27 protein-coding genes, 1 rRNA gene and 1 riboswitch are annotated in these 25,566 nt (G+C 44.8%); of the genes, 2 read left to right on the top strand and 26 right to left on the bottom strand.

What is annotated here, in order from left to right; genetic code table 11:
- Positions 1–62: 62 nt before the first annotated feature.
- The 12 genes from glmU to V6W81_RS00140 form a co-directional block, all read right to left on the bottom strand.
- Complete coding sequence (gene glmU / locus V6W81_RS00195; RefSeq protein WP_397351172.1) at positions 63–1,454, bottom strand: bifunctional UDP-N-acetylglucosamine diphosphorylase/glucosamine-1-phosphate N-acetyltransferase GlmU; 1,392 nt, start codon at positions 1,452–1,454, stop codon at positions 63–65.
- Positions 1,455–1,844: 390 nt separating this feature from the next.
- Positions 1,845–2,129: a septation regulator SpoVG gene (gene spoVG / locus V6W81_RS00190; RefSeq protein WP_017691372.1), complete on the bottom strand. Its 285-nt coding sequence runs from the start codon at positions 2,127–2,129 to the stop codon at positions 1,845–1,847.
- Positions 2,130–2,317: 188 nt separating this feature from the next.
- Positions 2,318–3,145 (bottom strand): pur operon repressor, encoded by an 828-nt coding sequence (gene purR / locus V6W81_RS00185; RefSeq protein WP_056697404.1) that lies wholly within the window; start codon positions 3,143–3,145, stop codon positions 2,318–2,320.
- Between the two features lie 139 nt (positions 3,146–3,284).
- Positions 3,285–4,139 (bottom strand): 4-(cytidine 5'-diphospho)-2-C-methyl-D-erythritol kinase, encoded by an 855-nt coding sequence (ispE, locus tag V6W81_RS00180; RefSeq protein WP_056697479.1) that lies wholly within the window; start codon positions 4,137–4,139, stop codon positions 3,285–3,287.
- Between the two features lie 150 nt (positions 4,140–4,289).
- Complete coding sequence (locus tag V6W81_RS00175) at positions 4,290–4,466, bottom strand: small, acid-soluble spore protein, alpha/beta type (protein ID WP_056697402.1); 177 nt, start codon at positions 4,464–4,466, stop codon at positions 4,290–4,292.
- Positions 4,467–4,703: 237 nt separating this feature from the next.
- Complete coding sequence (veg, locus tag V6W81_RS00170; RefSeq protein WP_056697400.1) at positions 4,704–4,979, bottom strand: biofilm formation stimulator Veg; 276 nt, start codon at positions 4,977–4,979, stop codon at positions 4,704–4,706.
- Between the two features lie 153 nt (positions 4,980–5,132).
- On the bottom strand, positions 5,133–6,029 hold the full coding sequence (gene yabG / locus V6W81_RS00165; RefSeq protein ID WP_145053177.1) for a sporulation peptidase YabG: 897 nt from the start codon (positions 6,027–6,029) through the stop codon (positions 5,133–5,135).
- Positions 6,030–6,178: 149 nt separating this feature from the next.
- Positions 6,179–7,081, bottom strand: a complete 903-nt coding sequence (rsmA, locus tag V6W81_RS00160) for a 16S rRNA (adenine(1518)-N(6)/adenine(1519)-N(6))-dimethyltransferase RsmA (RefSeq protein WP_145053175.1) — start codon at positions 7,079–7,081, stop codon at positions 6,179–6,181.
- A gap of 5 nt (positions 7,082–7,086) precedes the next feature.
- Positions 7,087–7,632 (bottom strand): ribonuclease M5, encoded by a 546-nt coding sequence (gene rnmV / locus V6W81_RS00155; protein ID WP_128099756.1) that lies wholly within the window; start codon positions 7,630–7,632, stop codon positions 7,087–7,089.
- A 157-nt stretch (positions 7,633–7,789) separates the two neighbouring features.
- Entirely contained in the window at positions 7,790–8,989 is a 1,200-nt protein-coding gene (locus V6W81_RS00150) for a 3D domain-containing protein (protein ID WP_145053173.1), read from the bottom strand.
- Between the two features lie 272 nt (positions 8,990–9,261).
- Positions 9,262–9,515, bottom strand: a riboswitch (cyclic di-AMP (ydaO/yuaA leader).
- A 240-nt stretch (positions 9,516–9,755) separates the two neighbouring features.
- Positions 9,756–10,526, bottom strand: a complete 771-nt coding sequence (locus V6W81_RS00145; RefSeq protein WP_186381079.1) for a TatD family hydrolase — start codon at positions 10,524–10,526, stop codon at positions 9,756–9,758.
- A gap of 369 nt (positions 10,527–10,895) precedes the next feature.
- Complete coding sequence (locus V6W81_RS00140) at positions 10,896–12,173, bottom strand: HD domain-containing protein (RefSeq protein WP_145053171.1); 1,278 nt, start codon at positions 12,171–12,173, stop codon at positions 10,896–10,898.
- A 321-nt stretch (positions 12,174–12,494) separates the two neighbouring features.
- On the opposite strand from V6W81_RS00140, the gene V6W81_RS00135 reads away from it, so the two are divergent.
- The gene (locus V6W81_RS00135; protein WP_024633700.1) at positions 12,495–12,749 is read left to right on the top strand and encodes an AbrB/MazE/SpoVT family DNA-binding domain-containing protein; all 255 of its coding nucleotides are present in this window, start codon (positions 12,495–12,497) and stop codon (positions 12,747–12,749) included.
- A gap of 321 nt (positions 12,750–13,070) precedes the next feature.
- Here the strand turns inward: V6W81_RS00135 and rsmI are convergent, their stop codons facing one another.
- The 12 genes from rsmI to V6W81_RS00075 form a co-directional block, all read right to left on the bottom strand.
- Positions 13,071–13,952 carry a 16S rRNA (cytidine(1402)-2'-O)-methyltransferase gene (gene rsmI / locus V6W81_RS00130; protein WP_338541213.1) on the bottom strand — a complete coding sequence of 294 codons (882 nt, stop codon included), beginning with the start codon at positions 13,950–13,952 and terminating at the stop codon, positions 13,071–13,073.
- Positions 13,953–14,732 (bottom strand): tRNA1(Val) (adenine(37)-N6)-methyltransferase, encoded by a 780-nt coding sequence (locus V6W81_RS00125; protein WP_145053167.1) that lies wholly within the window; start codon positions 14,730–14,732, stop codon positions 13,953–13,955.
- Between the two features lie 102 nt (positions 14,733–14,834).
- Complete coding sequence (gene yabA / locus V6W81_RS00120; RefSeq protein ID WP_338541212.1) at positions 14,835–15,203, bottom strand: DNA replication initiation control protein YabA; 369 nt, start codon at positions 15,201–15,203, stop codon at positions 14,835–14,837.
- Between the two features lie 28 nt (positions 15,204–15,231).
- A complete protein-coding gene (locus V6W81_RS00115; protein WP_056697383.1) occupies positions 15,232–16,032 on the bottom strand; it encodes a PSP1 domain-containing protein in 801 nt (266 codons plus the stop codon).
- Positions 16,033–16,148: 116 nt separating this feature from the next.
- A complete protein-coding gene (holB, locus tag V6W81_RS00110; protein WP_338541211.1) occupies positions 16,149–17,120 on the bottom strand; it encodes a DNA polymerase III subunit delta' in 972 nt (323 codons plus the stop codon).
- Positions 17,121–17,129: 9 nt separating this feature from the next.
- Complete coding sequence (locus tag V6W81_RS00105; protein ID WP_128099750.1) at positions 17,130–17,573, bottom strand: YaaR family protein; 444 nt, start codon at positions 17,571–17,573, stop codon at positions 17,130–17,132.
- Between the two features lie 392 nt (positions 17,574–17,965).
- Complete coding sequence (locus tag V6W81_RS00100) at positions 17,966–18,295, bottom strand: cyclic-di-AMP receptor (protein WP_056697375.1); 330 nt, start codon at positions 18,293–18,295, stop codon at positions 17,966–17,968.
- Positions 18,296–18,355: 60 nt separating this feature from the next.
- A complete protein-coding gene (tmk, locus tag V6W81_RS00095) occupies positions 18,356–19,003 on the bottom strand; it encodes a dTMP kinase (RefSeq protein WP_056697373.1) in 648 nt (215 codons plus the stop codon).
- 494 nt (positions 19,004–19,497) lie between these two features.
- Positions 19,498–20,187, bottom strand: a complete 690-nt coding sequence (locus tag V6W81_RS00090; RefSeq protein ID WP_338541210.1) for an LrgB family protein — start codon at positions 20,185–20,187, stop codon at positions 19,498–19,500.
- Positions 20,163–20,504: a CidA/LrgA family protein gene (locus V6W81_RS00085; RefSeq protein ID WP_338541209.1), complete on the bottom strand. Its 342-nt coding sequence runs from the start codon at positions 20,502–20,504 to the stop codon at positions 20,163–20,165. The genes V6W81_RS00090 and V6W81_RS00085 overlap by 25 nt, the downstream gene beginning before the upstream one ends.
- A gap of 134 nt (positions 20,505–20,638) precedes the next feature.
- Entirely contained in the window at positions 20,639–22,477 is a 1,839-nt protein-coding gene (locus V6W81_RS00080) for an aminotransferase class I/II-fold pyridoxal phosphate-dependent enzyme (protein WP_338541208.1), read from the bottom strand.
- 391 nt (positions 22,478–22,868) lie between these two features.
- The gene (locus tag V6W81_RS00075; protein WP_145053155.1) at positions 22,869–23,054 is read right to left on the bottom strand and encodes a sigma factor G inhibitor Gin; all 186 of its coding nucleotides are present in this window, start codon (positions 23,052–23,054) and stop codon (positions 22,869–22,871) included.
- A 496-nt stretch (positions 23,055–23,550) separates the two neighbouring features.
- Between V6W81_RS00075 and V6W81_RS00070 the strand changes: the two genes are divergently transcribed.
- On the top strand, positions 23,551–24,075 hold the full coding sequence (locus tag V6W81_RS00070; RefSeq protein WP_338541207.1) for a hypothetical protein: 525 nt from the start codon (positions 23,551–23,553) through the stop codon (positions 24,073–24,075).
- Positions 24,076–24,788: 713 nt separating this feature from the next.
- Here the strand turns inward: V6W81_RS00070 and V6W81_RS00065 are convergent.
- Entirely contained in the window at positions 24,789–25,226 is a 438-nt protein-coding gene (locus tag V6W81_RS00065) for a hypothetical protein (protein WP_338541206.1), read from the bottom strand.
- A gap of 215 nt (positions 25,227–25,441) precedes the next feature.
- Positions 25,442–25,558 (bottom strand): 5S ribosomal RNA (rrf, locus tag V6W81_RS00060).
- Positions 25,559–25,566 lie beyond the last annotated feature (8 nt).

The raw sequence follows: 25,566 nt of genomic DNA, 5'->3' as shown, positions 1-25,566 counted from the left end.
AAGCGTCTGCGACATGTCGGCACCTCCCGAAGATCGAGAGGCAATGTTGTTATCAAAACCCCTTATTCGGGTTTGGCGTTTTGTTTCTTGGCTTTGGCACGTCCGCGGATCTTCTCTGCATAACCAGGTTTGTTCTCCTGGCGTGGACGAGCAATGGCGAGATCATTCTCGGGAACGGAATGGGTAACGGTGGAACCTGCAACGACATAAGCGCCTTTTCCTACCGTAATGGGTGCAATCAAATTGACGTTGCTGCCTACAAAGGCATCATCTTCAATGGTTGTCACAGCTTTATTATAACCATCATAATTGACCGTTATTGCACCACAACCAACATTTACGTTTTTCCCTACTTGAGCATCCCCAATATAACTAAGGTGAGACACTTTGGAGCCTTCATCAATTGTAGCATTTTTCACTTCAACAAAGTCACCAATTTTTACGTTGCGACCTAATTTAGTTCCTGGACGCAAATTAGCAAATGGACCTACAGTAGCCTCGGCACCAACCTCAGCACTCGACAACACAGAATGTTTAATCGTAACACCATCCTGAATGATACTGTCTTCGATGTCTGCATGTGGACCAATATGGCAAGCTTCACCAATGGAAGTCGTGCCCTTAAGAATCGTTCCTGGGTACAGTACTGTGTCTGATCCAATCGTAACATCCGCTCCGATATATGTCGATGACGGATCGATGATCGTAACACCGTTTAACATATGTTTAACGGCAAGACGTTCACGCATGAATGCTTCCGCTTGTGAAAGAGCAAGTCTATCATTTACCCCAATGGATTCTGCAATATCATCTGACATGTAGGCTTCAACCACTTCTCCATCGTTGCGGAATATGCCAACGACATCAGTAAGATAGTACTCTCCTTGAGCATTCTGATTCGTTACTTTCTCCAACGCTGCGAACAGTTTTGCATTGTCGAAGCAGTAAGTACCTGTGTTAATCTCCTTCACAGCATCTTCTTGCTCGTTACAATCCTTCTGCTCCACAATTCGTTGTACAGAACCATCTTCTCCGCGAATAACGCGTCCATATCCTTTGGGATTGTCCAATTCAGCTGTAAGTACGGTAGCTGCTGCACCGCGGCTCTCATGAAGCTTCATTAGACCTTCCAACGTTTCACTCGTTACAAGCGGAGTGTCTCCGCAGACTACAATCGTTGATCCGGCTTCATTGCCAAGCAGAGACTTCACCTGTTGAACTGCATGACCTGTTCCCAGCTGTTCTGCCTGAAGAGCATATTCTGCTCTTGAACCCAAAAATGACTGCACCGCTTCGGCACCGTGACCCACCACGACTACACTGCGTTCTACACCTGCGCGTAGAGCCGCATCAAGCACATGACCCACCATCGGTTTACCACATACGGGATGCAGTACTTTGTACAATTTGGATTTCATCCGTTTTCCTTGCCCTGCGGCAAGAACAATAGCCATTCGTTTCAAAATTCACGACCTCCTGTTCTGAAAATCCCATCTTTCTCGGGGTGCATATCCCTAATTGATGAGTATCGTTCAGCCGGCTCTGCGCCGGTCTTGTTCATCGCTTGCTGTCCTGTATTCACGCGTAACAACGCGGACACCAACAATCGTGACCTTATATGTATACGCCGTGTACCTGCGAGCTTAACCGAATCCCATGATTCCTAAGATGCCGCCCTGTCACCAAGCGCACGCTGCGCTTTTTTGTTTTTCAACATTCATAACCAATCGTTATGAAACATTACTCTGCGAATAAACTCAATACTGAATATATCTTATTCCGGTCAAAAAGAAAAGAGAGCCATAAGACATGGCTCTCTTTTCCTTCGAACCCCAATAATGTTCTCAGGCACCTTCTTCAATGACTTCTTCCTCAGTAGCAGCGCGATCATATTCAGTCAATACAGCCGCCTGAATCTTCTCACGAGTACCGGAAGAGATCGGGTGGGCGATATCACGGAACTCTCCGTCAGGAGTCCGCTTGCTCGGCATAGCAACAAACATTCCGTTGTTACCATCAATGACACGAATGTCATGAACGACGAATTCGTTATCGATGGTAATGGATGCGATAGCCTTCATTCTCCCCTCCGAGTTAACGCGGCGGAGTCTGACATCCGTAATTTGCATGTGTGTGTTCACCACCTTTTTCCATCAGAACTTGGTGTATAATTCCACACAGCCTATACGAACTCCTTCTTTTTATAACCATAAAAATGTCCTAATTTCAGGAATTTTTTTATTTAATACACAATTCGACAACGTTAGTGCCAGGTCGATGGAAAAGAAGCTTTCCCGACACGCAATTCGTCATCTTTCTACAGATCAAAATAGTTGCCAGGCTTGACGGAAATGTGTCTGCTTTTTGCATCTACTGCAGTCAACTTCGCCAAAGATACATAATCGGTCAACAGGCGTTCTTCTGAATCGATAGAACCAGATTCAACCAAGACCCCTACACCAGCTACAGTCGCATTAAATTCGGCCAGTAGATCGATCATTCCCTGAACCGTACCCCCAGCTTTCATGAAATCATCCACGATGAGTACTCGCGAATGTTCACGCATCGCCCGGCGCGATAGGGACATCGTATGCAAGCTTTTATGCGAACCCGATACATAATTGATACTTACGGCTGATCCTTCCGTAGCCTGATGGTCCCTGCGCACGAGCACAACAGGCAGGTTGAGCTGGGCACCCGTCGCATATGCGAGTGGTATGCCTTTGGTCTCTACCGTCATAACTACATCAATGCCCATATTACCAAATGCAGTGGCAAAGATTTTGCCTGCTTCATTCATTAATGCAGGTTGACCAAGCAAATCCGACATGTAGAGGTATCCACCAGGCAAGATCCGATCCGGCTGCTCCAATTGGGTACTGAGTCGCTCAGCAAAAGTAAGAGCCAGTTCTCTGGACACCTTAGGAATCCACTTGACTCCCCCGGCTGCTCCGGCCAACGTTTGCAGTTCTCCTGACCCACCTTCTTCGAACACTTCCTTGATAATCGCCAAATCTTCACTGATTGACGACTTCGCAGCTCCATAACGTTCGGCAAATGTGGTGAGCGGAATCACCGTATGCGGTCTAGACAATAAGTACTGCGTCATTTCAACCAGCCTTGCGCTTCGTTTTAATTTCTTCACAGAGATCCATCCTCACGATCACGGAAAACATCCAAATCCGAATAATTATATAAAAATATATCACCTTTATACGTGTTTGTACATCACAAAAGTATGTGTTCAAAAAGCGGACGCTTTGAACAACTGCTAAAAGCGAATGCTATGTCAGCATTCGCACAGCATATACTTCTTTACAGAAGCCACGCAGCCCATTATAGATCCGTGCGACCTTAGACTCCTTCGACACCAATCCAAACACAGTTGGGCCACTTCCGGACATTAATACGCCATCTGCTCCCAATTTGATCATGGCTTCCTTCAGATGCAGTACCTCTGGATATAACTTCAGGGTTACATCCTCAAGCACATTCCCCATCTGTCCACATACCTCAGCAAACGACTGATTGCGAATAGCCTGTTCCATTTTGGCAGCGCTCGGATGGCGAACAATCTTGTCACTGCGGAAACGACCATACACATCTGCTGTAGATACATTGATAGGCGGCTTGGCCAGTATGACCCAACATTGCGGTGGATTCGGGATTGGCGTGAGCTTCTCCCCTCGACCTGTTGCTAGAGCCGTACCTCCAGTAATGCAAAATGGTACATCTGATCCAAGTTCGGCTCCAAGCTCTTGAAGCTCCTGATCCGGAATATTAAGACGCCAGAGACGATTCAAGCCACGCAACGTTGCTGCAGCATCACTACTGCCGCCTGCAAGACCGGCAGCTACTGGAATCTTCTTATCCAGATGAATATGCACCCCTGATCGAACATCATAACGTTCTTTGATCAGTCTAGCCGCCTGAAAAGCCAAGTTCTTCTCATCCAGCGGAATATATCCAGCCTGACTAGAGATGAAGATTGTATCCCGAGGAAGCTCGGAGAATTCTAATCGATCAGCCAAATCGACCATAGTCATGATCATTTCAACTTCATGGAATCCATCATTTCTTTTATGTAAAACGTCCAGCATTAAATTAATTTTAGCAGGCGCTTTTTCGTAAATTTTCAAGACGTTCACCCGTCCTCACCTTTTCCCTAAGACAACTTAACATATTATATCAAAATAGGGCTGTCAAGTCATTTCTATTCCGCATCTATGGGGAAAAAGCGAGGTGATCCTGATGGATTGCCTCGCTCTCCAAACCAGATGAAATCCAAATTAGGATTTGCGCGCTGCCTGCTCGGCGAGTTGGATCGCTCGCTTCACCATGTTGCCCGCATCTTTGGCTTTGATACCGCCCCAGCCTTCTTGCTGAACAGTATCGTAGAAACCGAGGTCTTTGGCCAGCTCGTATTTAAGCTCCTCTGACATCACACTTCTTCTTCTGCGGCTCATGCAACCATCCCCCTTAGATTAAGCTCATCAATTAGTCCAGATCGTTAATGGCAGAAATGACGTACGAACAGGCTCAAGATGGTGAAGAAGCGATCCTTAAGATCACTTGAACCTGTATACGTAGTATGTCGTAACTACCTAAACCTCATTCCTAATTTGATGGGGAGATGGGATTCCTCATTTATGAAAATAAAAAAGCGATCCGCCCTGTGGGGCGAATCGCCTGTAAAACGATGCTTACGGCTCCATATATGAACTATGCGTCTGGCTGCCTGGATCAAATACCATGACTTCCACCGACTCCGTAAGTATATCTGCATAACTATAAGATACTCGCTTGAAGGTTTCTTGTTCCTCATCAAGCTTAACAATAAAAACAGAAGGGTACGTTTCTTCCAATACACCCGTACGCTCGATAGTCTTACGGCGGCCACCATTAGCCCGCAACATAATTTTCTGACCTATATGAGCGTCGAGATTGCGTTTGATATCCAACAGCGTATTTTTAGCCATTGTCGACGACCACCTCTTTTCTTGTCCATTATACCTTAATTTACAGTCTATGTCAAATCAAAACTAATTATTATATCAGCATCGAAAAGTTTCTGTCAATGAATTTTTTTGCAAATAAAAAAAGCCCCGAACTGGGACTTTCTTCGCACCAACTCAAACCGCAGATGGGTTCACTTTTAACGTAGATAAATCGTTCAATCCAGGTAATCCGACACGGTAACTGCCACGCGTTTCTACCCCACCCACACCTTGGCTTCCGCTAATGGTATTATGCAGAATGTCATTCATATTCACCGTATCTCTAACTGAAGTAAAGGAGGCTTTGGCTGCCACATATACCGGATCAAGCGCATGAATCAGTATTCTGCCTGGTGAACTGGCAAAGTTCGCCCCTGCCCGCAGCAGAGCCTCAAAATGAGACTGACACGCTCCTGCAACGATGGTGAGCGCATCCAAGTGACGTTCGTACTGCCGAGCAACCTGGATTGCTGCCACAAAGTTCTGAGAGTTCTTGTAGCTCCCCAGACTGTACAGATCGTAAGGCTGACGAGTCTTCAGCACGCCATCGTGCCCTGTAATGACCACAATGTCTGGCCTAACCTTCGGTAAAAGGTGATACAACGTATCGGCCATAGCAGATTCATGTACGTACTGCCCCTCCGCTGGAACGCGAAGCTGTTCGTAGAGATTCATACTTTTTTTCAAATAGTTTGGATCTCCGTCCAGGTGAAGCACTTTGCCAGGCATTTCGAAATAGGCAGGTTCTTGCTGCTGGGTCCATTCCTGACCCAATCCTTCTCGATTTCGCTGCGCCTGTTCCATCCGATTCTGCTGTAGACGTGAGAGCGTCTGGTGAGCCTTAACATGCGCCTGTCGGGTCTTAGCGCTCTGCGGTTCATATGGAACCTGTATCAAATCATCCACCGGGGAATCAGCAAGCAGCCGGAACTCGGTACCTTTAATAACAGCACTGTCCACCTGAAGGCCTTCCACCCGAAAAGTCACATCTCCTCCGTATGACTTCCGAACGACCAAGTCTCCGATATTCATCAACATAATCACCTCTAACCCATCGTATGGGCTAGCACCCGGATTGGTTCATCCGATTTTAGTACATTACCTTGCAAGACCTAAGATTTTACAAATGACAGTTCACAAGAAGGCAATTTCTAAGAAATGCATTGTCTTTACTGAAATGCCTATAGCGCTGCACGTACTCCAGCTTCCCACATCACCGTACTTAACGTTGCATACTCCTCCAAGCTGAGAGTCTCGCCACGTCTAGATGGCTGAATACCTGCTTGCTCCAATAATTGGTCAGCCTGCTCCCGGTTATCCTTTGTGAAAAAGCGAGATTTCAGATTGTTGGAAATAGTCTTTCTACGCTGTGCAAAAGAAGCCTGTACCACCTCGAAGAAGTGTGCTTCATCTGGCACCTGTACTGGAGGCTGTTCCCGAACCTTAAGTTTGATAACCGCTGATTCCACATTAGGCTGAGGAATGAATACGGTAGGTGGAACAATACAAACTAGTTCAGGTACGCTGTAGTATTGCACGGCAATACTTAAGCTACCGTACTCCTTGGAACCAGGTGCGGAAGCCATCCGCTCTGCTACTTCCTTCTGAATCATAACCACGATGCTGTCTACAGGCAGCTTTTCTTCCAATAGCTTCATCATGATTGGTGTTGTCACATAATAAGGCAAGTTCGCAACAACGCTGACTTTGTCCACTTGACCAAAATCCGTTCGGAATAACTCCTCCAGATCCAGCTTCAGTACATCGCCATGATGAACCCGTACATTGGGATAAGGCTCCATCACTTCACCTAAGATTGGTAAGAGCCGCTGATCAATCTCTACTGCCGTTACAGGCCCTGCAACTCTAGCAAGCCGCTCCGTTAGTGCTCCTATTCCCGGTCCAATCTCCAGTGCACCTTTGGACTCGTCCAAATCCGCAGCGTTAACAATCTTGTTCAATATATTTTGATCAATTAGGAAGTTCTGTCCTAGACTCTTCTTAAATGAAAATCCATGCTTCTGAATAATCTCTTTCGTTCGTTTGGGTGTTGCAATTTCCAACGTCTCTTCCATACCCTTCATTTACTTCACAATCCTTCACATTCGATTTGCGATAATGCGGCAGAGAATTCTTCTCGGGTGATCTGAAACACACTTAACCGCTTGTGAAACTGCTTACCATTACAATAACCGATGCCGAGTATGTTCCCCATCTCCATACGTCGTGCGGCAGCCTGTGGATGCACAATGAGTCCAGCAGCGATGAGATCCTCCCAATCAATCAGACTCGGTGCCCCCTCATAGGACGTATGCACACGTGCTAGGGCATGGCGAATGGCTTCTGGCGAAGCGTTCTCGACCCCAATATCTCCTTTGCGCGTTGCATCAGCCTCAGGAATGAAGGCGTGCTTACAACCCGGTACCTTATTGGCGATGATTTTCCGTATCCGCTCACCAGCATGATCTGGGTCAGTCAGAACAATGACCCCTCTCCGCTCCTGAGCAAGTGCAATACGCTTCAGAATCCGCTGATTAATGGCTGATCCGCCTGTTTCAATGGTATCCGCCTGAACCGCGCGCCTTATCGCCACCGTATCGTCACGGCCTTCAACCACGATCACTTCTTTTATCATGTTCCAATTCTTCCTTTCTAACGCAAAAAGAAGAGGAATATCCCTCTTCTCTGGCAAACGGCGGGCGAGACTGATTTCAGACCCTCCCGCCGCATATTCCGCATGAATCATTCATGCCTTATATTTTATAGCATTCCCATTTCAAAGTAAAACGATTTTAGTTCGCTTCCGGCTTCACCGGACCGATCACATAGACCGTCTTGCCTTTTTTACGTCCGAAGTTAATGGCATGCTTCACACTGTCATAATATACGTCAATCTTATTACCTTTAATAGCTCCGCCCGTATCTTCGGCACGACGGAAACCGAGACCTTCAATGTATACCCACCAGCCGATTGGAATAACCTTCGGATCCACCGCAATGGTGCGACCTTCTGTTACCCGAGTACCGGAGGCTGTTTTGGTGCCAATGCCAGGCTCTTCTGAAGAGTAAGCTGTCATAGACACATTTTTGAGAACTTTAGAATATTTAAAAGAAGTACCTGAAACGGTAATGACTTTGCTGCCCGAGGCAGAGGATTTATCCGAGTTCGATGAAGCCGTTTTTGTTGCTGTTTTTGTCTTCGAAGTGCTAGCCGATACCGTTTGGATCTCAGGCTCCTTCACAACAGGTGCAGGTTTAGCTTTGGTTCCGACAGCGATGACTTTATCTACACGATTCGTCGCAACCGACTTACCAACCATCTTTTTGGAGACTAATTCTCCATCTTGGAACACTTTCTCAATGTGTTGTACAAGTGTACCTTCTTTACCACTTACGATGACGCGGTTGTCACCTTTGTACAAGCTTGGGTCAGCCGTTTTGATAACTTTGAATGCGATGGGCTGCTCCACATCAACTGTACGCTTTGTTACACGCACTACACGGATTTTCATATCCTCTTTGATTGAAGTTCCGAGCGCAGGGTAAACTTTATCATCGCTTGTAATTTCAATACCTGACTTTTGAATTACCTCTTCTACCGATGCATCGGTTGTATACAGAGTCTTGGTGTCTCCGTCTGCCGTAATATTTACTGGAATGGCCCGCTCAATAACGATACGGTCTCCATCTGCAATCGCCCCATTCAAGGGCATGGATACCTGATCGTGAGGGCTGACTGTGATTGACTGCTCCTCTAACAATTCTTGAAGCATTCCTGTACGAGTCTCTACTGCCTGAGCTTTGCCATCGATAACCAGCGAAATTTGTTTCCCGGCCTGACCATATACGACTAACAAGATCATGATTGTAAGCGCAATTGAGAATATCGCGATCAATGCCATTTGACGCATGTTCTCATGCTTCCACCGTAACGCGAAAGACTTACTGGATGATCGTGACTCATGGGTCTCTTCTGTTTGGAATGTGCCCACTTCTCCGTCCTCCTTCATAGCCTCGCCGTCTAGAGTAATGCATGATGTCTTTGACGCGACTATACCTGATTTTCTACAGAACACGGATTAGATCAACCTAGCCGGTTCTGCACCATGAATCAATCTTCGCAACATGATGTCATCCTCCTGAATACTTACCGTATGATGACAGTATTTCTTTTATTCAAAAACAAAAAAAGCCAAAGAAAGAGTGTAAGAGGACTCTTTCGTGGCTTCCGAATGATTTTGAATATCGGAAATTCATGCACGAGGTTGCCTCTCTTTTTCCGCTTGCGAGGTTAGCTGTCGGGTTCGGGCGAAAGAGAGCCGCCCTATCTCCGGTCACCCGCTCATGGCGGATGCCCTTGAATTCACCCCGAGACCCAAAGAAGAAATCAAATAGTGCTTCGCAGATCTTTCCGCTGCTTTTGGGTCAGCGAACGATGCGCACCGGCTATATTCACCGATGTTTAAGCCCTATTGGTTCCCCCGCTCTCCGATAACGGAGACTCAGCGAGATCGATTCATGAAAGTAATGTTGTTCATCGGAAAGTGTCCCTTTGTTCATCCCCCGAACATCTGTCCAATTTTCCGCACAACAATTCACTGAAAAGATGATATCCTGTTTCGATGCATGTTGTAAAGCGTTGTTCAAGTACGTTTTTCTAAATATTTGGTTAAAATATTGTAATATTCTTGATTTATTTGGATCAAAAAGCAAATTACCTCCGCCTAGCTCACTTTTTCATCACATTTTCTCTAGTTTTTAACGAATACCAAATCGTTCCATGGCATTTTTGGTGGTTATTGCGGCAATTTCCTCTAACGAAATGCCTTTAATTTCCGCAGCTGCTTCTGCAACCAGACGTACATGCGCTGTCTCATTTCGTTTACCGCGAAATGGATGTGGAGTCAAATAAGGAGCATCGGTTTCGAGGAAGAAACGATCCATCGGTACCTTCTCCAGTACCTCTTTAGGTTGCTTCGCATTTTTGAACGTAATCGGTCCTCCAAACGAGAGGTGAAACCCGAGATCTAGACATTGTTTCGCGGTTTCCCAGCTACCCGAGAAGGAGTGCATTACTCCACCAACGTCCCCAGCCTTTTCTTCCCGCAAAATTCTCACGATGTCCTCATGCGCATCCCGATTATGAATGACGATCGGCATGTTCAGCTCACGAGCTAGTCCAATCTGTTGTCGTAATACACGCTGTTGCACATCCTTTGGTGATGTATCCCAATGATAATCTAAACCAATTTCGCCAATGGCAACGACTTTTTCATGCTTGCATAAAGATGCAATCCATTCCAAGTCACCCTCTTGCATCGTAATTGCGTCCACGGGATGCCACCCAACGGCTGCGTAAATAAAGTCATATGTCTCCGCTAATTTCATAGTGGATGGAATCGTTTCTCGGTTAAAACCGACATTAATCATGCGGCTAATTCCTGCATCAACAGCTCTTTGAATCATAGCTTCACGATCCTCGTCGAATTGGGGCGCATCTAGATGGGTATGGGTGTCGAATAACATCATGTTTCGTTCTCCCTTTCTGTCGAATCAGAATAAATAGGCTGTCTATTCACGCTTATGCAATGTGCAACCATATCTGATTTATTTTTTTTTAAAAAAAGTAAATTTTTAGGGTGGATAAAATTAGCCTATACAGGTTTTTTTTAATCAATTCGACCCTAACTAACTACAATATGTGGAATGAATCGGTCACAACACACTCTATATGTAGATCTGTTTCGGGATATATAATTTTATAAAAAAACCTAAGATTACAAAATTATGTCGATCTACATATCCTCTCCATTAAAGCAGATTACTGTATCATGAGAACATCTCAGGTTAGAAATGCTTTTTAGCATAGCTACTTTGGCATAAAGCCGCACCACCCCATCATGAGAAGTAGGGGCGCAAATGAGATGGCAACTCATGAAGAATGGTATCAACCTTATTCTGCGGATAGTATAAATGATGCTTTCCACGATGAATGCCACTGATTGAACGGACAATATCGGAAACCTCTGACAGCTCATGTAGCTGGTCCTGCCGATCTAGCAACAAGATCTGCTTATCCGTCGATTCATTCGGACGAAACACATCATACGGAAGATCGGTCGGAAAATCAATTTCAAGATCATACTCAGGATTTAATCCTGCCTTGGCGAAAGCTTCTCGCATCTCTTCAATCGTCTCTACATCGATCTGTTCAACCTCTACATACTTATATAGTCTGCGATCCATAAATCGTTCGCACAACTCACTTAGAACAGCATCGTCTTCTTTACGCCATTGCATGAATGCCGTTTGAATCAATGCCTCATCCAGTTGCAGATACTCATGAACAGCAAGTTCGCCTTCAAACAACTGCGGCAGAGGATCCAGCATGAAACGGAAATTAAATCCCTGCTGCACCAGCGTTTTAGCTCGTTTGAAAATTTGACGCAATATAATCTCAGAACTGCGGGTAACTGGATGGAAGTAGATCTGCCAATACATCTGGTACCTGGACATCAGGTAATCCTCAACAGCATGCATACCTGACTCTTTGACCACAATTCGTCCGTGGTATGGACGGAGCATACGCAAAATCCGATCAAGGTCAATCGTACCATAGTTAACACCTGTGAAATATGCATCGCGGAGTAAGTAATCCATGCGATCAGCATCAAGCGGGCTCGTAACCAAATTGACCACAATAGGCTTTTCGTACGTTTTTTGTATGACCGATGCAACCTTCTCTGGAAAGTCTGGCGCATACCGTCTTAAGATGGCCCCTACCTCGGTATCGCCCATAATGATGCGGCAAGTCCAATCTTCATGATTCATATCAAAAGCTTCTTCAATTGAGTGAGAGAATGGGCCATGACCCAAATCATGCAGTAAGGCAGCGCAGAGAGCTACAATCTTCTCTTCTTTCGGCCAATCCGAATAATGACTTCTTTCAAATTGTGAAATAATTTTACGTGTAATCTCGTACACACCTAGCGAATGTGAAAAACGACTGTGTTCTGCTCCATGAAATGTTAGATAGGATGTGCCTAGTTGGCGAATACGACGCAGGCGTTGAAATTCGGGGGTATTGATCAACTGCCAGATAATCGGGTCTTGCACATGGATATAATTATGTACGGGATCTTTGAATACCTTTTCCTCCGTTAATCGCTGTTCCATAATTGTCACTCCTTTTAATTTATTTTAATTAGTTTTGTCGTTTCTGCCCCGAAATCCATCATTGATTCGACACTATTTGTCGAACTATGTCGAAGACGGGGTTTATAATGTTTTCCAAATCGACAAAGCTGACATTCGTGTTTAAATGCGAAAAACAGCTTGCAATCCCTTACCCATCTTAATTTTATCAAAAACAGCCTTGATTTTAAGCTAATTTTAAGGTTGACTGTTTTGGGAATCGTTGGTATGATGGGTATCATAAAACATAAAATAATGTCGAATAATGACAATGATAAGTAGCTGAGAGGAGCACTGATTATAATGATGAAATCAACAGGTATTGTAAGAAAAGTCGACGAACTGGGACGGGTAGTTATTCCAATCGAATTGCGCCGTACGCTGGGTATTGGCGAAAAGGATGCTCTTGAGATCTATGTTGATGGTGAGCGCATCATGTTGAAAAAATACGAGCCAGCTTGTATCTTCTGTGGTAATGCTGAGAACGTAACTTACTTCAAAGGTAAAATCGTTTGTAACGAATGTATTTCCGAGATCCCTGCACCTGTGACAAAATAAGAAAAATCAGGTATAATGGACTTATTCAATAGTTATTTCTAACCTTTTTATATTCCTTGCTTGCCTTCCCGGTGTGAACCCCACCGTTGGAAGGTCTTTTTTTGTTTCTTTACCCAAAAAAAAGCCTACTTGTCTTGCCACTGAGGCGAATGCGAAGTAAGCGGTGGATCCGATATGACAATATAAAGAGATATCATGTTGATGCCATATCCTTATTAAATTATTTTCCACCGCAGCTTCAATTTTAATATTTCTTTAAGTTTCCAGTTAAGGTTGCTTTAAGGTTGGATTTTGTCATTTTTTACATAGATCTGGTCGGATTTACAATAAAGCGTTATACACGTCTCTCTTCGTTAATCCTCGATCTGTGGCCGTTTTCTTCATCGCATCCTTACGACCTAGACCCTCAGACTCATAATGGGCTACATGCTCTTCCAACGAAAGCTGTTGCCACCATGCTTCACGTTCTGCTTTTCGTTCATGCTCCTTGATTCCATCAACTAGAAGACAATACTCTCCAAGCGGTGGATGCTCTTCAAGCCATTCGATACATTCTCGAATGCTACCTCTTGCAAACTCCTCATGGCGCTTAGTCAATTCTCGAGCCAAAACTACCGGACGATCACCCAAGATCTCTTCCAAATGAGATAGTGTCTTACGAATACGATGAGGTGACTCATAAAACAACAAAGTGCCGTTTGATTCGTCAAAAGCCTCCAACACTTTTCGTATATCCTTTTTCTCTCGTGGCAGAAAACCACCAAAGGTGAATCGTTCTGTCGGTAATCCCGATACAATTAAAGCAGACAATGCTGCATTCGGTCCTGGGATCGGAATAACTCGAATTCCAGCTTCAATGGCGAGCTGCACAAGGTCAGAACCTGGGTCAGAAATAGCCGGTAAACCTGCATCACTGACGAGTGCTAAATTTTTTCCTTCTATTATATAGCGTATCAGTTCAGGCCCACTTGCCGCCTTATTATGCTCATGGTAACTAAACAGCATGGAAGGTGTAATATCAAAATGGGTTAAGAGCTTTCTCGTCTGTCTAGTATCCTCGGCAGCGATGATATCACACTGCTTCAACGTATTGATGGCTCTGAAGGTCATATCATCCAAGTTACCAATTGGGGTTCCAACCAAATATAAATTTCCTGAGCCTTCCGAAGAATCTACATAGCTTTTCTGAACTTTCAATGTCATCTATAGCCCTCCTTCCACGGGGTGTGGTTTGTGCTGTGAGCCATAGTAGATATCCATAATCTCCTCACAGTAGGTTCCCTCTTCATTGTACACAATGAGCGGTGGAAGCATCCGTACTTCTGGCTTTCCATCCTTAGAAGCTTCAACTAATACCATATTCGCTTCCAGATGTGAACGAGGGTGAACCATTCGAATTCGCTTGGGCTCCAGTTTGTATTCCCGCATGAGAGAAATGATCTCGGCAATACGCTGAGGACGATGAACCATCGAAACTTTTCCGCCATTGCGAAGCAGTCTACTACATGCTTGAATCACTTCTTCTAATGTACATCCGATCTCGTGGCGTGCCATAGCCTGATGGGTATTCATCTTCAGATCACTGCCATTCAGTGGCATGTAAGGTGGATTAACCGTTATTGCATCGTAAGCTGCATGTCCAGTCACTTTGACAAGCTCGCGCAAATCCCCCTCATGAATGGTGATCGACTCGTCCAGTCCATTAAGTTGCACACTACGTCTTGCCATATCTGCTAATCGTGGCTGAATCTCAATTGCCTCCAAATTAGCCTGCGTACGTGTCGTTAATAAAATCGGCACTACCCCGTTACCTGTACATAGATCAAGAACCCGACCACGTTTAGGTACAGAGGCAAACCTCGCTAATAACACAGCATCCATGGAAAAGCTAAATACTTCGTCACTTTGAATAATCTTCAGATCGTGAGAGAGCAAGTCATCAATTCGCTCTGACTCATGTAACATTACTGAATTTTCTGTCATATGATGCACTCATCCTCCGGTAAACTATGCTTCGTTACAGTTTTTAACCTTAATATGCTTTAACCTTAAAAAAAACCGTAGGGTATCTTCCCTACGGTCACTTCATTTATTAAGAAAAGACAGGCAGAACAGACAATCGCCTTCCGTCCGTAAATGTCCATAATAGACATTGCAGATATGGAAGCCTTCGTGATACAACCGAGCTAAGTTATCATACCCTTCACCTACAACATCTTCTCCGGTAGCTGGCCCTGCGGGTCTTGCAATCGGAGCTAGTGCAGAAGCAGTAGGCAGATCAGCTGGAGCTTCACGCTTAAGCAGTTTACGTAACTGCTCATTCTCAATCGTAAGCCGCTGATTATCCTCAAGCAGATCTTTGACAATCATTTTTAACTCACCTAAATCACTGTGCAACTGACCCAATTGGGTTTCCATTTCATGAATGTGCGTAAACAGATTTTTCTTTTCCAAGTTTCCACCCCGAAGCAACCTTTATGGTTTACTTGATAACGACGTCATCCAGCGGAAGTTCTTTGACTTTACTGATGTCGAACAGTTGAACATGGACTGTGCGATTACCGGCGTTGATCCCAACAACTTTTCCTTCACCCATTGAGGTGACGACCAATTTGCCTACAGCCGGAAGTTCTTCTCTCACACTTTCATAGTTATCATGCTCAAACTTCAGACAGCACATGAGTCTTCCGCACAACCCGGAAATTTTCGTCGGATTCAGTGACAGGCTCTGATCTTTAGCCATCTTAATTGATACCGGCTCAAAGTCTCCCAGCCAGGAAGAACAGCATAACACACGGCCGCAAGGTCCGATTCCTCCAAGCATCTTCGCCTCATCTCGAACTCCAATCTGACGAAGCTCAATTCGCGTTCGGAAAATGCTTGCTAGATCCTTGACCAGCTCTCGGAAATCAACTCTTCCTTCAGCTGTAAAATAAAAGATAATTTTATTGCGATCAAACGTAAATTCCACATCGACCAGCTTCATTTTGAGGCCATGGTCTTTGATTTTATTTAAACAAGTACCGAATGCTTCTTTGGCTGCACGCTTGTTCTCATCTACCACACGAGCATCTGTCTCACCTGCTACGCGAATGACTTTCTTCAGCGGCAATACCACATCGGACTCGCCTACTTCCTTCTTACCAACTACAACCTTACCGTACTCTACCCCCCGCGCTGTCTCCACGATAACGCAGTTTTCTTTCTCAATGGGAAGGTCCAGGGGATCGAAGTAATAAATTTTGCCCGCTTTTTTGAAACGGACACCCACTACACTATACAAAAAATTAACCCCCTTGTAAGCCAATCCCACTTCGTCTGAAGCCCTATCTTCTTAAGGAACCCCCCGAAGTTATAACCGTTTGCATATGATTGGAACAACCCTGTCCTCTCCCAGTCTTATGCCAAACCGATCAAAAATTGCTCCAGACAAAGCTGGCCATTGACATTGAAACGCAATTTTTTTCTACATGCCGCGGCCGAATCCATATAGGAGACCCACTGATCTGTACTCCGGGTTCGAGCCAATTGAGACAGCATGTCCAACTGATCTATAAAAACGATATGTTCATGCCTACCGTACTGAATATAGAGCATATCTCTAAACCATAAATGGAATAGACTAAGCATCATATCCAGATGTTCTGAGAGTCCGGTTTTGAAAAGCTTCTGCTGTGCAGAGATCAATGATGTACTTCCTCTACCCAGGGACTCCTTCCCTAATTGTAACATTACGTTTCTAATTTCTGCAAACCAATTCTGCTGGAGAATTTCTCTACATGCTTCCAAACCTGACGCTAAATGGACTGCAGAACGAGCTAGATTAGCTGGGTGTCCTTCCGAAATCAATATTTGAAGCATTTCTTCCGGATTGAGCGCATTAAATGGAACGAGTTGCGCACGAGAACGAATGGTTGGTAGCATTGCTTGCCCGTTATCGGTAATCAGGATACCTACTGCAGGTACCTGAGGCTCTTCCAGAAACTTCAGCAAACTATTGGCTGCTTGAACTGTCATTTTTTCAGCCTGCTCTATAATGTACACTTTAGGATGTCCAGCCTCTGAACGATAGGAGAAAATGCGTTGTAAATCCCGAATTTGATCAATTTTGATGTTGTTTCCGTCTGGAGCAAGCATCGTTAGATCAGGATGATTGCCATGCTCTACCTTTCGGCATTCTAAACATTGACCGCAGGCATCGTCCTCTAGCTCTGTACAGAATATCGCCTTGGCAAACGTAATCGCTGTCTGCAATTGCCCACTGCCAGATGGCCCGCTGAACAAATATGCATGGCTGATCGCCTCACGCCTTAAGCTGCTCTGTAACATCTGCTTCGCTGCCTGCTGACCCATAATTTGTTGAAAAGACATACTTCCTCCTCAGAAGCTTAAATTAATAAGCATTCCCCGAATTTCACCGACTTGTTGAAGCAGTGTAATTTTCCCATCCTCAGTCTCAAGCAGCTCGTCTGCCATTAATAACAGGGCTGCATCGACCTCATCAATCAATTTATACCGTTTACCCCGTCCTCTGCGATCCCATCCCCGAGTTTCTTTCATAGAAACACCGCGGCGAACCGTTTCCTCCAAAAACCGCTTTACGAGCTGTTTATAGGCTTTGAGTTCGCGGATCGTCATGGATCGAGCCAAGCGGTCACCCTGCATTTGAATTTCACTTAATCTACGGTTCAATTCAGCCTGTGATGCCCGTTCACCCTGGTGATTCATCATATCAGAGAAGTTTTTGGATTGAACCGGCTTAGAGCTAGAATCGGAAGAACTGATACCGCTCTGCATTGGCCGGAACCCAGGATTGATTTTCATGGATACGCCCGCTTTCTATTATAATACGTGTTATCAAAATACGCTCTCCGTAGGGCAATCGCCCATCAGCACAGTGCGCATTGCGCCTGTGCGTGAAATTTGCCTTTATTATGAGCTGTATAAACCTCTATATATAATGGTAGAGAAAATTCACCATCATGTGCAATTTATGCATTCTGGAATAGTCAGCCTTCGTCCAAGGAGAGCCGTCCTGTATAGTAGAGATTGTTCAAAAAGCTTTTGAACATGCACTATTATGGATTATTGTTCTTGGACGAAGAATGTCGATTGTTGATCTTAAGAAAGACATAACTTTTCTCTAGTATGCCTTGAGAAGTACGCCTTGAGGCATGTATTCATCCGAGGCGTATTAGAGATTAGCTTAATCCCTCTTAAAAGTGCTCAAAACGATCAACTGGCAGAACAAACACGGTTGCTCCCCCGACTTGAACTTCAACAGGTAGCGGCAGGTAAGAGTCGGTTGTTCCACTCATTGGCGTAACTGGCGTTACGAGCTGTTCACGAACCTTACAACTGCTGCGAATGACGTTCATTACGGATTCGACCTGACCATCATCGACACCGATCATAAACGTCGTGTTGCCTGCCTTCAAAAACCCACCGGTACTGGCCAGCTTCGTAGCTCTATAATTCGCTTTGACCAGGGCGCTGGATAATCGGTTGCTGTCTTTATCCTGTATAATCGCAACAATTAGTTTCATCCTGCATAACCTCCTTCAATAATAAGCACTTCATAAATGCCATGTGTATATATTAGACAATTACTCGTCAAAATCCTTCAAAATCCCTGCCTTAAGCGACAAAATCATTGAAGCAGCAACCTCATCTGGTTTGCGGGAAGCATCAATAATTTGAATCCGATCTGGGAATTGTTCTTTTAGAAGAAAATAACCCTCACGTACTTTTCGATGAAACTCTAAACTTTCCAAGTCTAGGCGGTTCACTTCACGTCCATTATGAGCATTGATCCGGGCAAGCCCTTCTTCAGGTTCAATATCCAGATACAGCGTCACATCTGGCATCAGGTCACCGATCGCAAACTTATTAATAGCCCATACGGATTCCATGCCAAGTCCACGAGCATATCCTTGGTAGGCCAGACTGCTGTCAACAAACCGGTCACAGATGACCATCTTACCTGCCTTCAGTGCTGGCTCCACCTTCTCCGCCAGATGCTGACTACGAGCAGCCGCATAGAGCAGTGCTTCGGTTCGTGAATCCATTGACGTATGAAGAGGGTCAAGGATGATGGAACGTATTTTCTCCGCAATCTCAATCCCACCAGGCTCACGAGTAACTAGCAATGGTATACCCTGTTCTTCCAAGTAAGAACCTAACCTGCTGATCATCGTTGTTTTTCCGGAACCCTCTCCCCCTTCCAGCGTAATGAATTTACCTCTGCCCTGCATATGCTTCCCTGCTTTCTATATCGATTATTGCGTCTAATTGTGTGATCGTGAGTACTGTGTAATGGGTATGATCTGTATAAGTTCAGCTAAGTATCCTCCACGATTGATCTCTTGATCAGAAACTCATCTCCAGATTGCCGTTAGTTCAATCCACATAGCTGAATTTATCATGTCGTACACTGGGCTACATACTCCAGACTATGAAGTAGCCTGCTTGAAGGTGTATGCCCATGCACCCAGAAGCCCCACTGTCTGCTTTTGTACAAGCTTCTATTTATATTACTATACATGATCAATGGCTGATGGTCAGCAATTCCCTTATAATCATGTTCAAAAAGGACGGTTTTCAGTACCGAGAAGATGGGATGAAGCTAGAAATGGAGTAGCGGATCGCAGGCAAAACTACGCGAGTAACGACATTGTTTCTGAAGAAAACAAACTTTGTAACTATCCACTTATTTGGGCTGAATCCCATACTCGACACTGAGATGCCTCTAATACAACACCCATACCCAGAGCGGAAGCATCATTGATCCTATAATCGCACTCATAATCATCGAAACCGAGCTTAATGCCACAGCATTCTCCCCATACTCGAAAGATCTGGCCATTCCCAGGGCATGAGATGATGAACCTAGACCAACCCCATAGGCATGGCTGCTCTTTATTTTTGCCCACCTTAGCAGCATGGGACCCAGTAATATACCGGAGAAACCCGCAATCATCACAAACAGTGAAGTAAAAGAGGAATTTCCTCCAACCTGATCAGCAAGCTGAATAGCAACAGGTGTAGTTACCGATTTGGGCAAAATGGCGATGACCATCTCTTTCGGGTATCCTAACAGAATGGCCACAGATGCACCTGTAAACATGCCTGTAATGCTACCTATAATGGTGCCACCTATAACGGGCAGGATATTCTTTTTTAACACATGGATATGTTTGGATAAGGGGAACGCCAAGGAAACCACAGCAGGGCCGAGTAGTTCCTGAATCCATTGCCCCCCAAGCATGTACGTATCTAATGGGATGTCTGTGATAACCAAAATTAGAACAATAATAGCGGTTGTCGTTAAAACAGGCATCACAATCGGCCACTTCAATCGACGATACACATATGTCGCTCCCGCATACATCACAACCGTCAATATAATCATTCCTAGTCCAAGGAGGATGGATGACATAAGAGTTCCTCCTTCCGTTGATGCTTCTCCCTCCAGGCCATAATCCAATGACTGGTTAAGGCAGACAACAGACAGGTAATTAGTGTGCTTCCAATCAAACCAAGGACAAGTAAGATGGTATTGGCTCGGAAGAAATCGAAATGATTAATAATACCGACAGTTGGTGGGACAAATAACAATTGTAGATTGGACTGAAGCCAGGACGAGCCTTCTTCGCCCCAGCTTATTTTGATCCAGCCTAGTTGAATGACAATGAAAAGTACTAACATACCTATGATACTACCCGTAAGCGGTAGATTCAGTATGGTTTGAATCATGTTTCCTATCCAATAGAAGCCATACATACATATGACTTGTAGGACTATTCCTGTATATTTTTTTAGCGGAATACCCAACGATGTACCTTCTTTCTCTCTACCCAAAATAAATAACTCTCTATCGAAGCCAACCCCTATTCGTTCTTCATTACCTTCATCGTTTGCAGAGAAGCATCGGTTACGCCATGGAACTTAGCTCCCTCATCCCGCAAAAGTTGTATGCGCGCAAGTATTGTAGGGCTTATATGCTCCCCAGGATATACGAGAGGAATGCCTGGAGGGTATGGAATAACCATCTCTGCAGAACGGCGTCCAGCACATTCGTTAATAGGTATTACTATTGTGTGCTCTTCTCTAATGGGCTGGAGTGAAAATGGGATCGGCTCTGAGTAGTAGGTTACCTTTTCTTGAAAATTGTTCCACGTGGAAATGTAATGCTTCTCTTCTCTCGTATGTTCCCTTGATTCCTTAGGAGAGAGCAAATCTTCCTCAATAGTAGAAGCGGAGCTGATGTCCTGCAAAGCCTGCAACACGTGCTGGGCATCCTCCTCTGTAGAGCCCAAGCTGAAGAGCAAGACGACGTATTGTTCGTCGCTCATCTCGGGTATGCAGCCGCGCGCTTCAAGCTGCTGCTGCAAGCCATAACCGCTCAGTATTCCTAATCCGTCATAAATGACGGCCTTGAATGGATCCTGAGCGGTGTATCCTGCGGCGGCGTGGCCTAGCTCTGCCGCCGCCGATTGCCCATGCATCTGCTCTGGCTGTGCAGCAGATGCATGGGCGGTTTGGTCAGCCGGTTCCACTTCGGCTGACAGCTCTTGCTGCTGCAGCGCCGCAGGCTGCAGCAATCGGAAGCGCGGCAGCTCCGCGAGGCCGCGCTTGAAGGTCTGCACGGCGGCGAGCCCCGCCGTGAAGGTCTGCGCGCCCTGCACATGCAGGAGCTGGCGCGCAAGATCGAGCGAAGCCATCACCGGGTATGATGGGCTTGAGCTCTGCACCATGGCCAGTCGCTGACGCAGCAGGGAACGGTTAATCCTTGTTCCCTGAACATGCAGCATGGCTCCCATGGTGAAGGCAGACAGCATCTTATGCGTAGACTGCACTACACCGTCTGCTTCGCAGGACAGTGCAGATGCAGGCAGCTCCGGATGCTGCCCATAATGCGCGCCATGCGCTTCATCCACCAGCAGCGGCATGCCGGCCTTGTGGCAAATATGGGCTATAGGCGTCAGATCAGCGCCCATCCCATAATAGTTAGGCAACGTGACAAGTAGTCCCTTTGCTTCAGGATATGCCTGGACAGCTGCTTGCACCGTCTTCACAGACGGCATAACGGCGAGTCCAGACGTAGGATCAACCCAAGGCTCCAGGAATACAGCCTTGGCACCGGCGAGCATCAGCCCATGAATAACGGATTTGTGTACATTACGTTGTACCAGCACGATACTTCCCGGCTCATCACACACGGTTAAGAGTAACGATAGATTGCCAGCCGTACTCCCCCCGACCAAAAAGAAACTTTCCTCAGCACCATAACAATCCGCTGCCAACTGCTGCGCCTCCAAAATAACTCCCTCAGGATGATGCAAATCATCCGTACCCGAGATTTCTGTCACATCCATGCGCATCATCTCTAGGAATGCTCTCGTGGGTACGATGTTGGACTGGGACTGTTCCTCCTGATGCTTCTCTTCCCGTAGAGCAGTATGTTGTAAAGGCTCCTGTCTTTCACCGGTAGCAACATGCTCTCCCGGGACCATATGTAATTGTGATTGCTCTAACGGCCCTCTCTCCAATTGACTCTCATTATCACTTGTAGCCTGATCAACAGAATGTGTGCTTCTTTCCTTTTGCAATAAAGCTCGATAGACTTGTCCATTTTTGTGACCGGGTACATGAAAGGAACGTTGTCCTGAGTCCCGATATGCAAGTAATGCTTCATACAATGGTGCTCGATGTGATTCCAATTTCATATCCTAACCTTCCCATACGCTCAATATTTTGATAAACCTATTACGAGTCGATCATTCTTTTCAGTTTCAAAAAAACGCTGACTCCATAACTCTTCCTATATGATATACGATAAAAACAAATTAACGGTGGGTTCCTCTGCAAGCCCCATTACAATTGTACTCAATGTGTCACCGCCAGAACGATACTCCTCCTAGTTGTTTCTTAAACCTATGTTCATTGTCCATTGAACTAAATTGATCTCCTAAATCAATCTCCATTTTAGCATATCCCTTTTCACCGCACTCATGAGATGGTCTTATCTCTTTCTCACTCATACCCCTCCCTGTACACAGAAAAAAGACCCTCACGGGGTCTCGATCATGCCTACACCTATATATTGTTATGTTGTCTTTAAGCGTTCTTTTGCACCCATATTTGCTTCATCTGATGGACAAAATAATTGTACTTCGCATCTTGCGCATCGGTATGAACCATTTCAGCTTCACAAGTATCACATATAAATTCGGATACAATAAAAATGCCGTCTCGTTTACGTTGCTCGCATATGATACATGTGTGTTCGGCGTGTTCTTCCATCAACCATCCCACCTTGTTTTACGTTTACTATCAGTATTGCACAGTTTCTATTATTTTAAACCTTTTCATAGTGCATTTCTTTTACAAAATATATATATTCACTTCGCCCCTCTTGGGTGTCTGTACCTATAATAAACATCGTCATCACTTTAAAAAGCGTCTGTTCATGCATGTTCTACGATCCTAGGGCTGGATTAGGTAGTCTGCGTGCATATATTTGAACGTTAAATATGACCTTTAGGATGTGCTCCAAAACTAATATTCTATTACCTTAAAAAATCTTGGATTTTCAGCCGATATATAATACATCACCCTTGGAAACTGACAGTCTGTCTCATCGGGAGTATAATTGATTCTAGACTGAATAAGGTTAAACATCTTGTACATCATCTCACCATGACATACAAGGTTCATATAAGCATAAGGATTCACACCACACCTAGATTGAAGCATCTTTGCACATTAACGTGATCCCTGAAGGAGGATTTGTCCACGTATGGTCGCTGAACCGGAGAATAAAGCTACATTCTATCAATACCGGCTTCTGAAAAAAAAGGTCATCGCTCGTAGTGTCATCTACAGCTATCTCTGCTTGCCCATTATCATGCTTTTCTTTAACTTACTCGCATTCTCCTGGATGGGTCTCTTATCTTTTGTACTGGCTGGCCCCATTACAATTTGGATTCACTATGTCATCGCCAGAACGATACTCCTTCTAGTGCGTAGCTCTTATACCAAACGCTGGCGCTGGAGCCTCCGCATGCCTTGGCTCGGGTATATCCCTGACCAGCATTTCAGCTACCGTATGTTTGTGCGCGTACACTTTAATATTTGCTGGATTGGCCTATGCATCATCACAGTATGTCTGATCTGGTCACCACTATCCTTTACGTTTGCGTTAATATTCTGGCATATCTGGCTGCTTGTACCTCGCTTATATGTAATTCTGTTTCTTTCCAGAGAACGCAAAGATGGTCTGATTAAATTGACTAATCAAGATGTCTCTTATTATCTTCAATAATGAATCCGGTCTCATGCAGATTGAGATCCATTTTAAGTACTACATATTGCTTTCACTAATATTGCTTTTCTTACTACTTTCGTTTAAGTTGGATCACTCCATATTTAGGATCAGTACATCAACATCATAAAAAAAGGTTATCCACAGTGGATAACCTTTTTTCTTTCACTTAATTACTCCTTTATCCACACGCTGGGTACAAGCTATCGGAGTTATCCCCACCAATTCGATTAAATAATGTACGGTATCTTCCTGCCACTATAGCTCACTCTCACCTCGATCTATGATGAGTGCCAGTCACAAACTGGCGAAAGACAGAAGTTGACGTCAAATCTCAGGTTCCTTATGACCTGGGCTTCACACAGATCCCAACCGTACCTTATATGGCTTCTGTACCTTGCTTTCTCTATTCGCCTCTGTTTCTCTCTATTCTCTTCATATCCGGAATATGATTACCTTAATGCTTCTGTCTTCTCCCTACTCCATCTGCGCTTATATCCCTTTTAGCTACCTTAGTCTTGAGTAAACTGTTGAACGTAATTAGGCTAGACCTTCGCGATCTTAAGGTTCTTTAGCATTAAACAACCAAGTGTATTCTCACATTAAATACAGTCCATTACATCCAAACAAAAAAGCACTCGTCATTGTAACGAGCGCTTTTATATATAGCCTTTCATCGATCTAAACTACTTCATGATCATACAGGGACATCACTAGTCCTCGTCATCCAATGATTTCACAGTCGTTTGAGCTGTATCATTCTTTGGAACCATTAGCGTAAAGAATCCATCATGCACAGCTAACTGTACGATATGCCCCTCTTTAGCAAATACACGTAGGGAACTCGAGGTATTGGAATTACGCTTAGCCTGCTCCTCTGTCCAGCCCCAATTTTTGATTTCGTTTAGATATACTTCAGGCAAGCTTGTGCTTTCACTGATACCAGACAATGTATATCGAACATAATCCATATCCGAATTACCTTCAGATTGGTCAGATTTATTGGCTACCTTGGGAACGGGGAATCCTTTCTCATTAACCGCTCCTTCATAAGAAGTCCATGCGACTCCTGTTTCACCGCAAGCGGTTAGTATAACCAACATGCAGATCATTAGAAATGAACATAGTCCGAGTATTCGCCGACTTAACACACACACCCTCCTTTTCACAGCTGCACATTCCAGCTCTGTATTGAGGTACTTTTAGCATAATTAACATAGTCCTATTATACTGGTTTTGAGCTTTCTTTCCGTAACAAAACTGTTACCTTCTTTTCGTTAGAAAATGTCAAAACGATATCATATTTTCAGAAAAGAGCTATAAACAAATAAAAACCACCACCGAATAACATCGGCAGTGGTTCTTTGCTTGGCGGCGTCCTACTCTCCCAGGACCCTGCGGTCCAAGTACCATCGGCGCTAGAGGGCTTAACGGTCGTGTTCGGGATGGGTACGTGTGGAACCCCTCCGCCATCGCCACCAAACGCATAGC

The sequence above is a fragment of the Paenibacillus tundrae genome (assembly GCF_036884255.1).
GTDB lineage: Bacteria > Bacillota > Bacilli > Paenibacillales > Paenibacillaceae > Paenibacillus.
The sequence above is the reverse complement of the archived record's forward strand: the minus strand, read 5'-3'. Positions and strand labels throughout refer to the sequence as shown.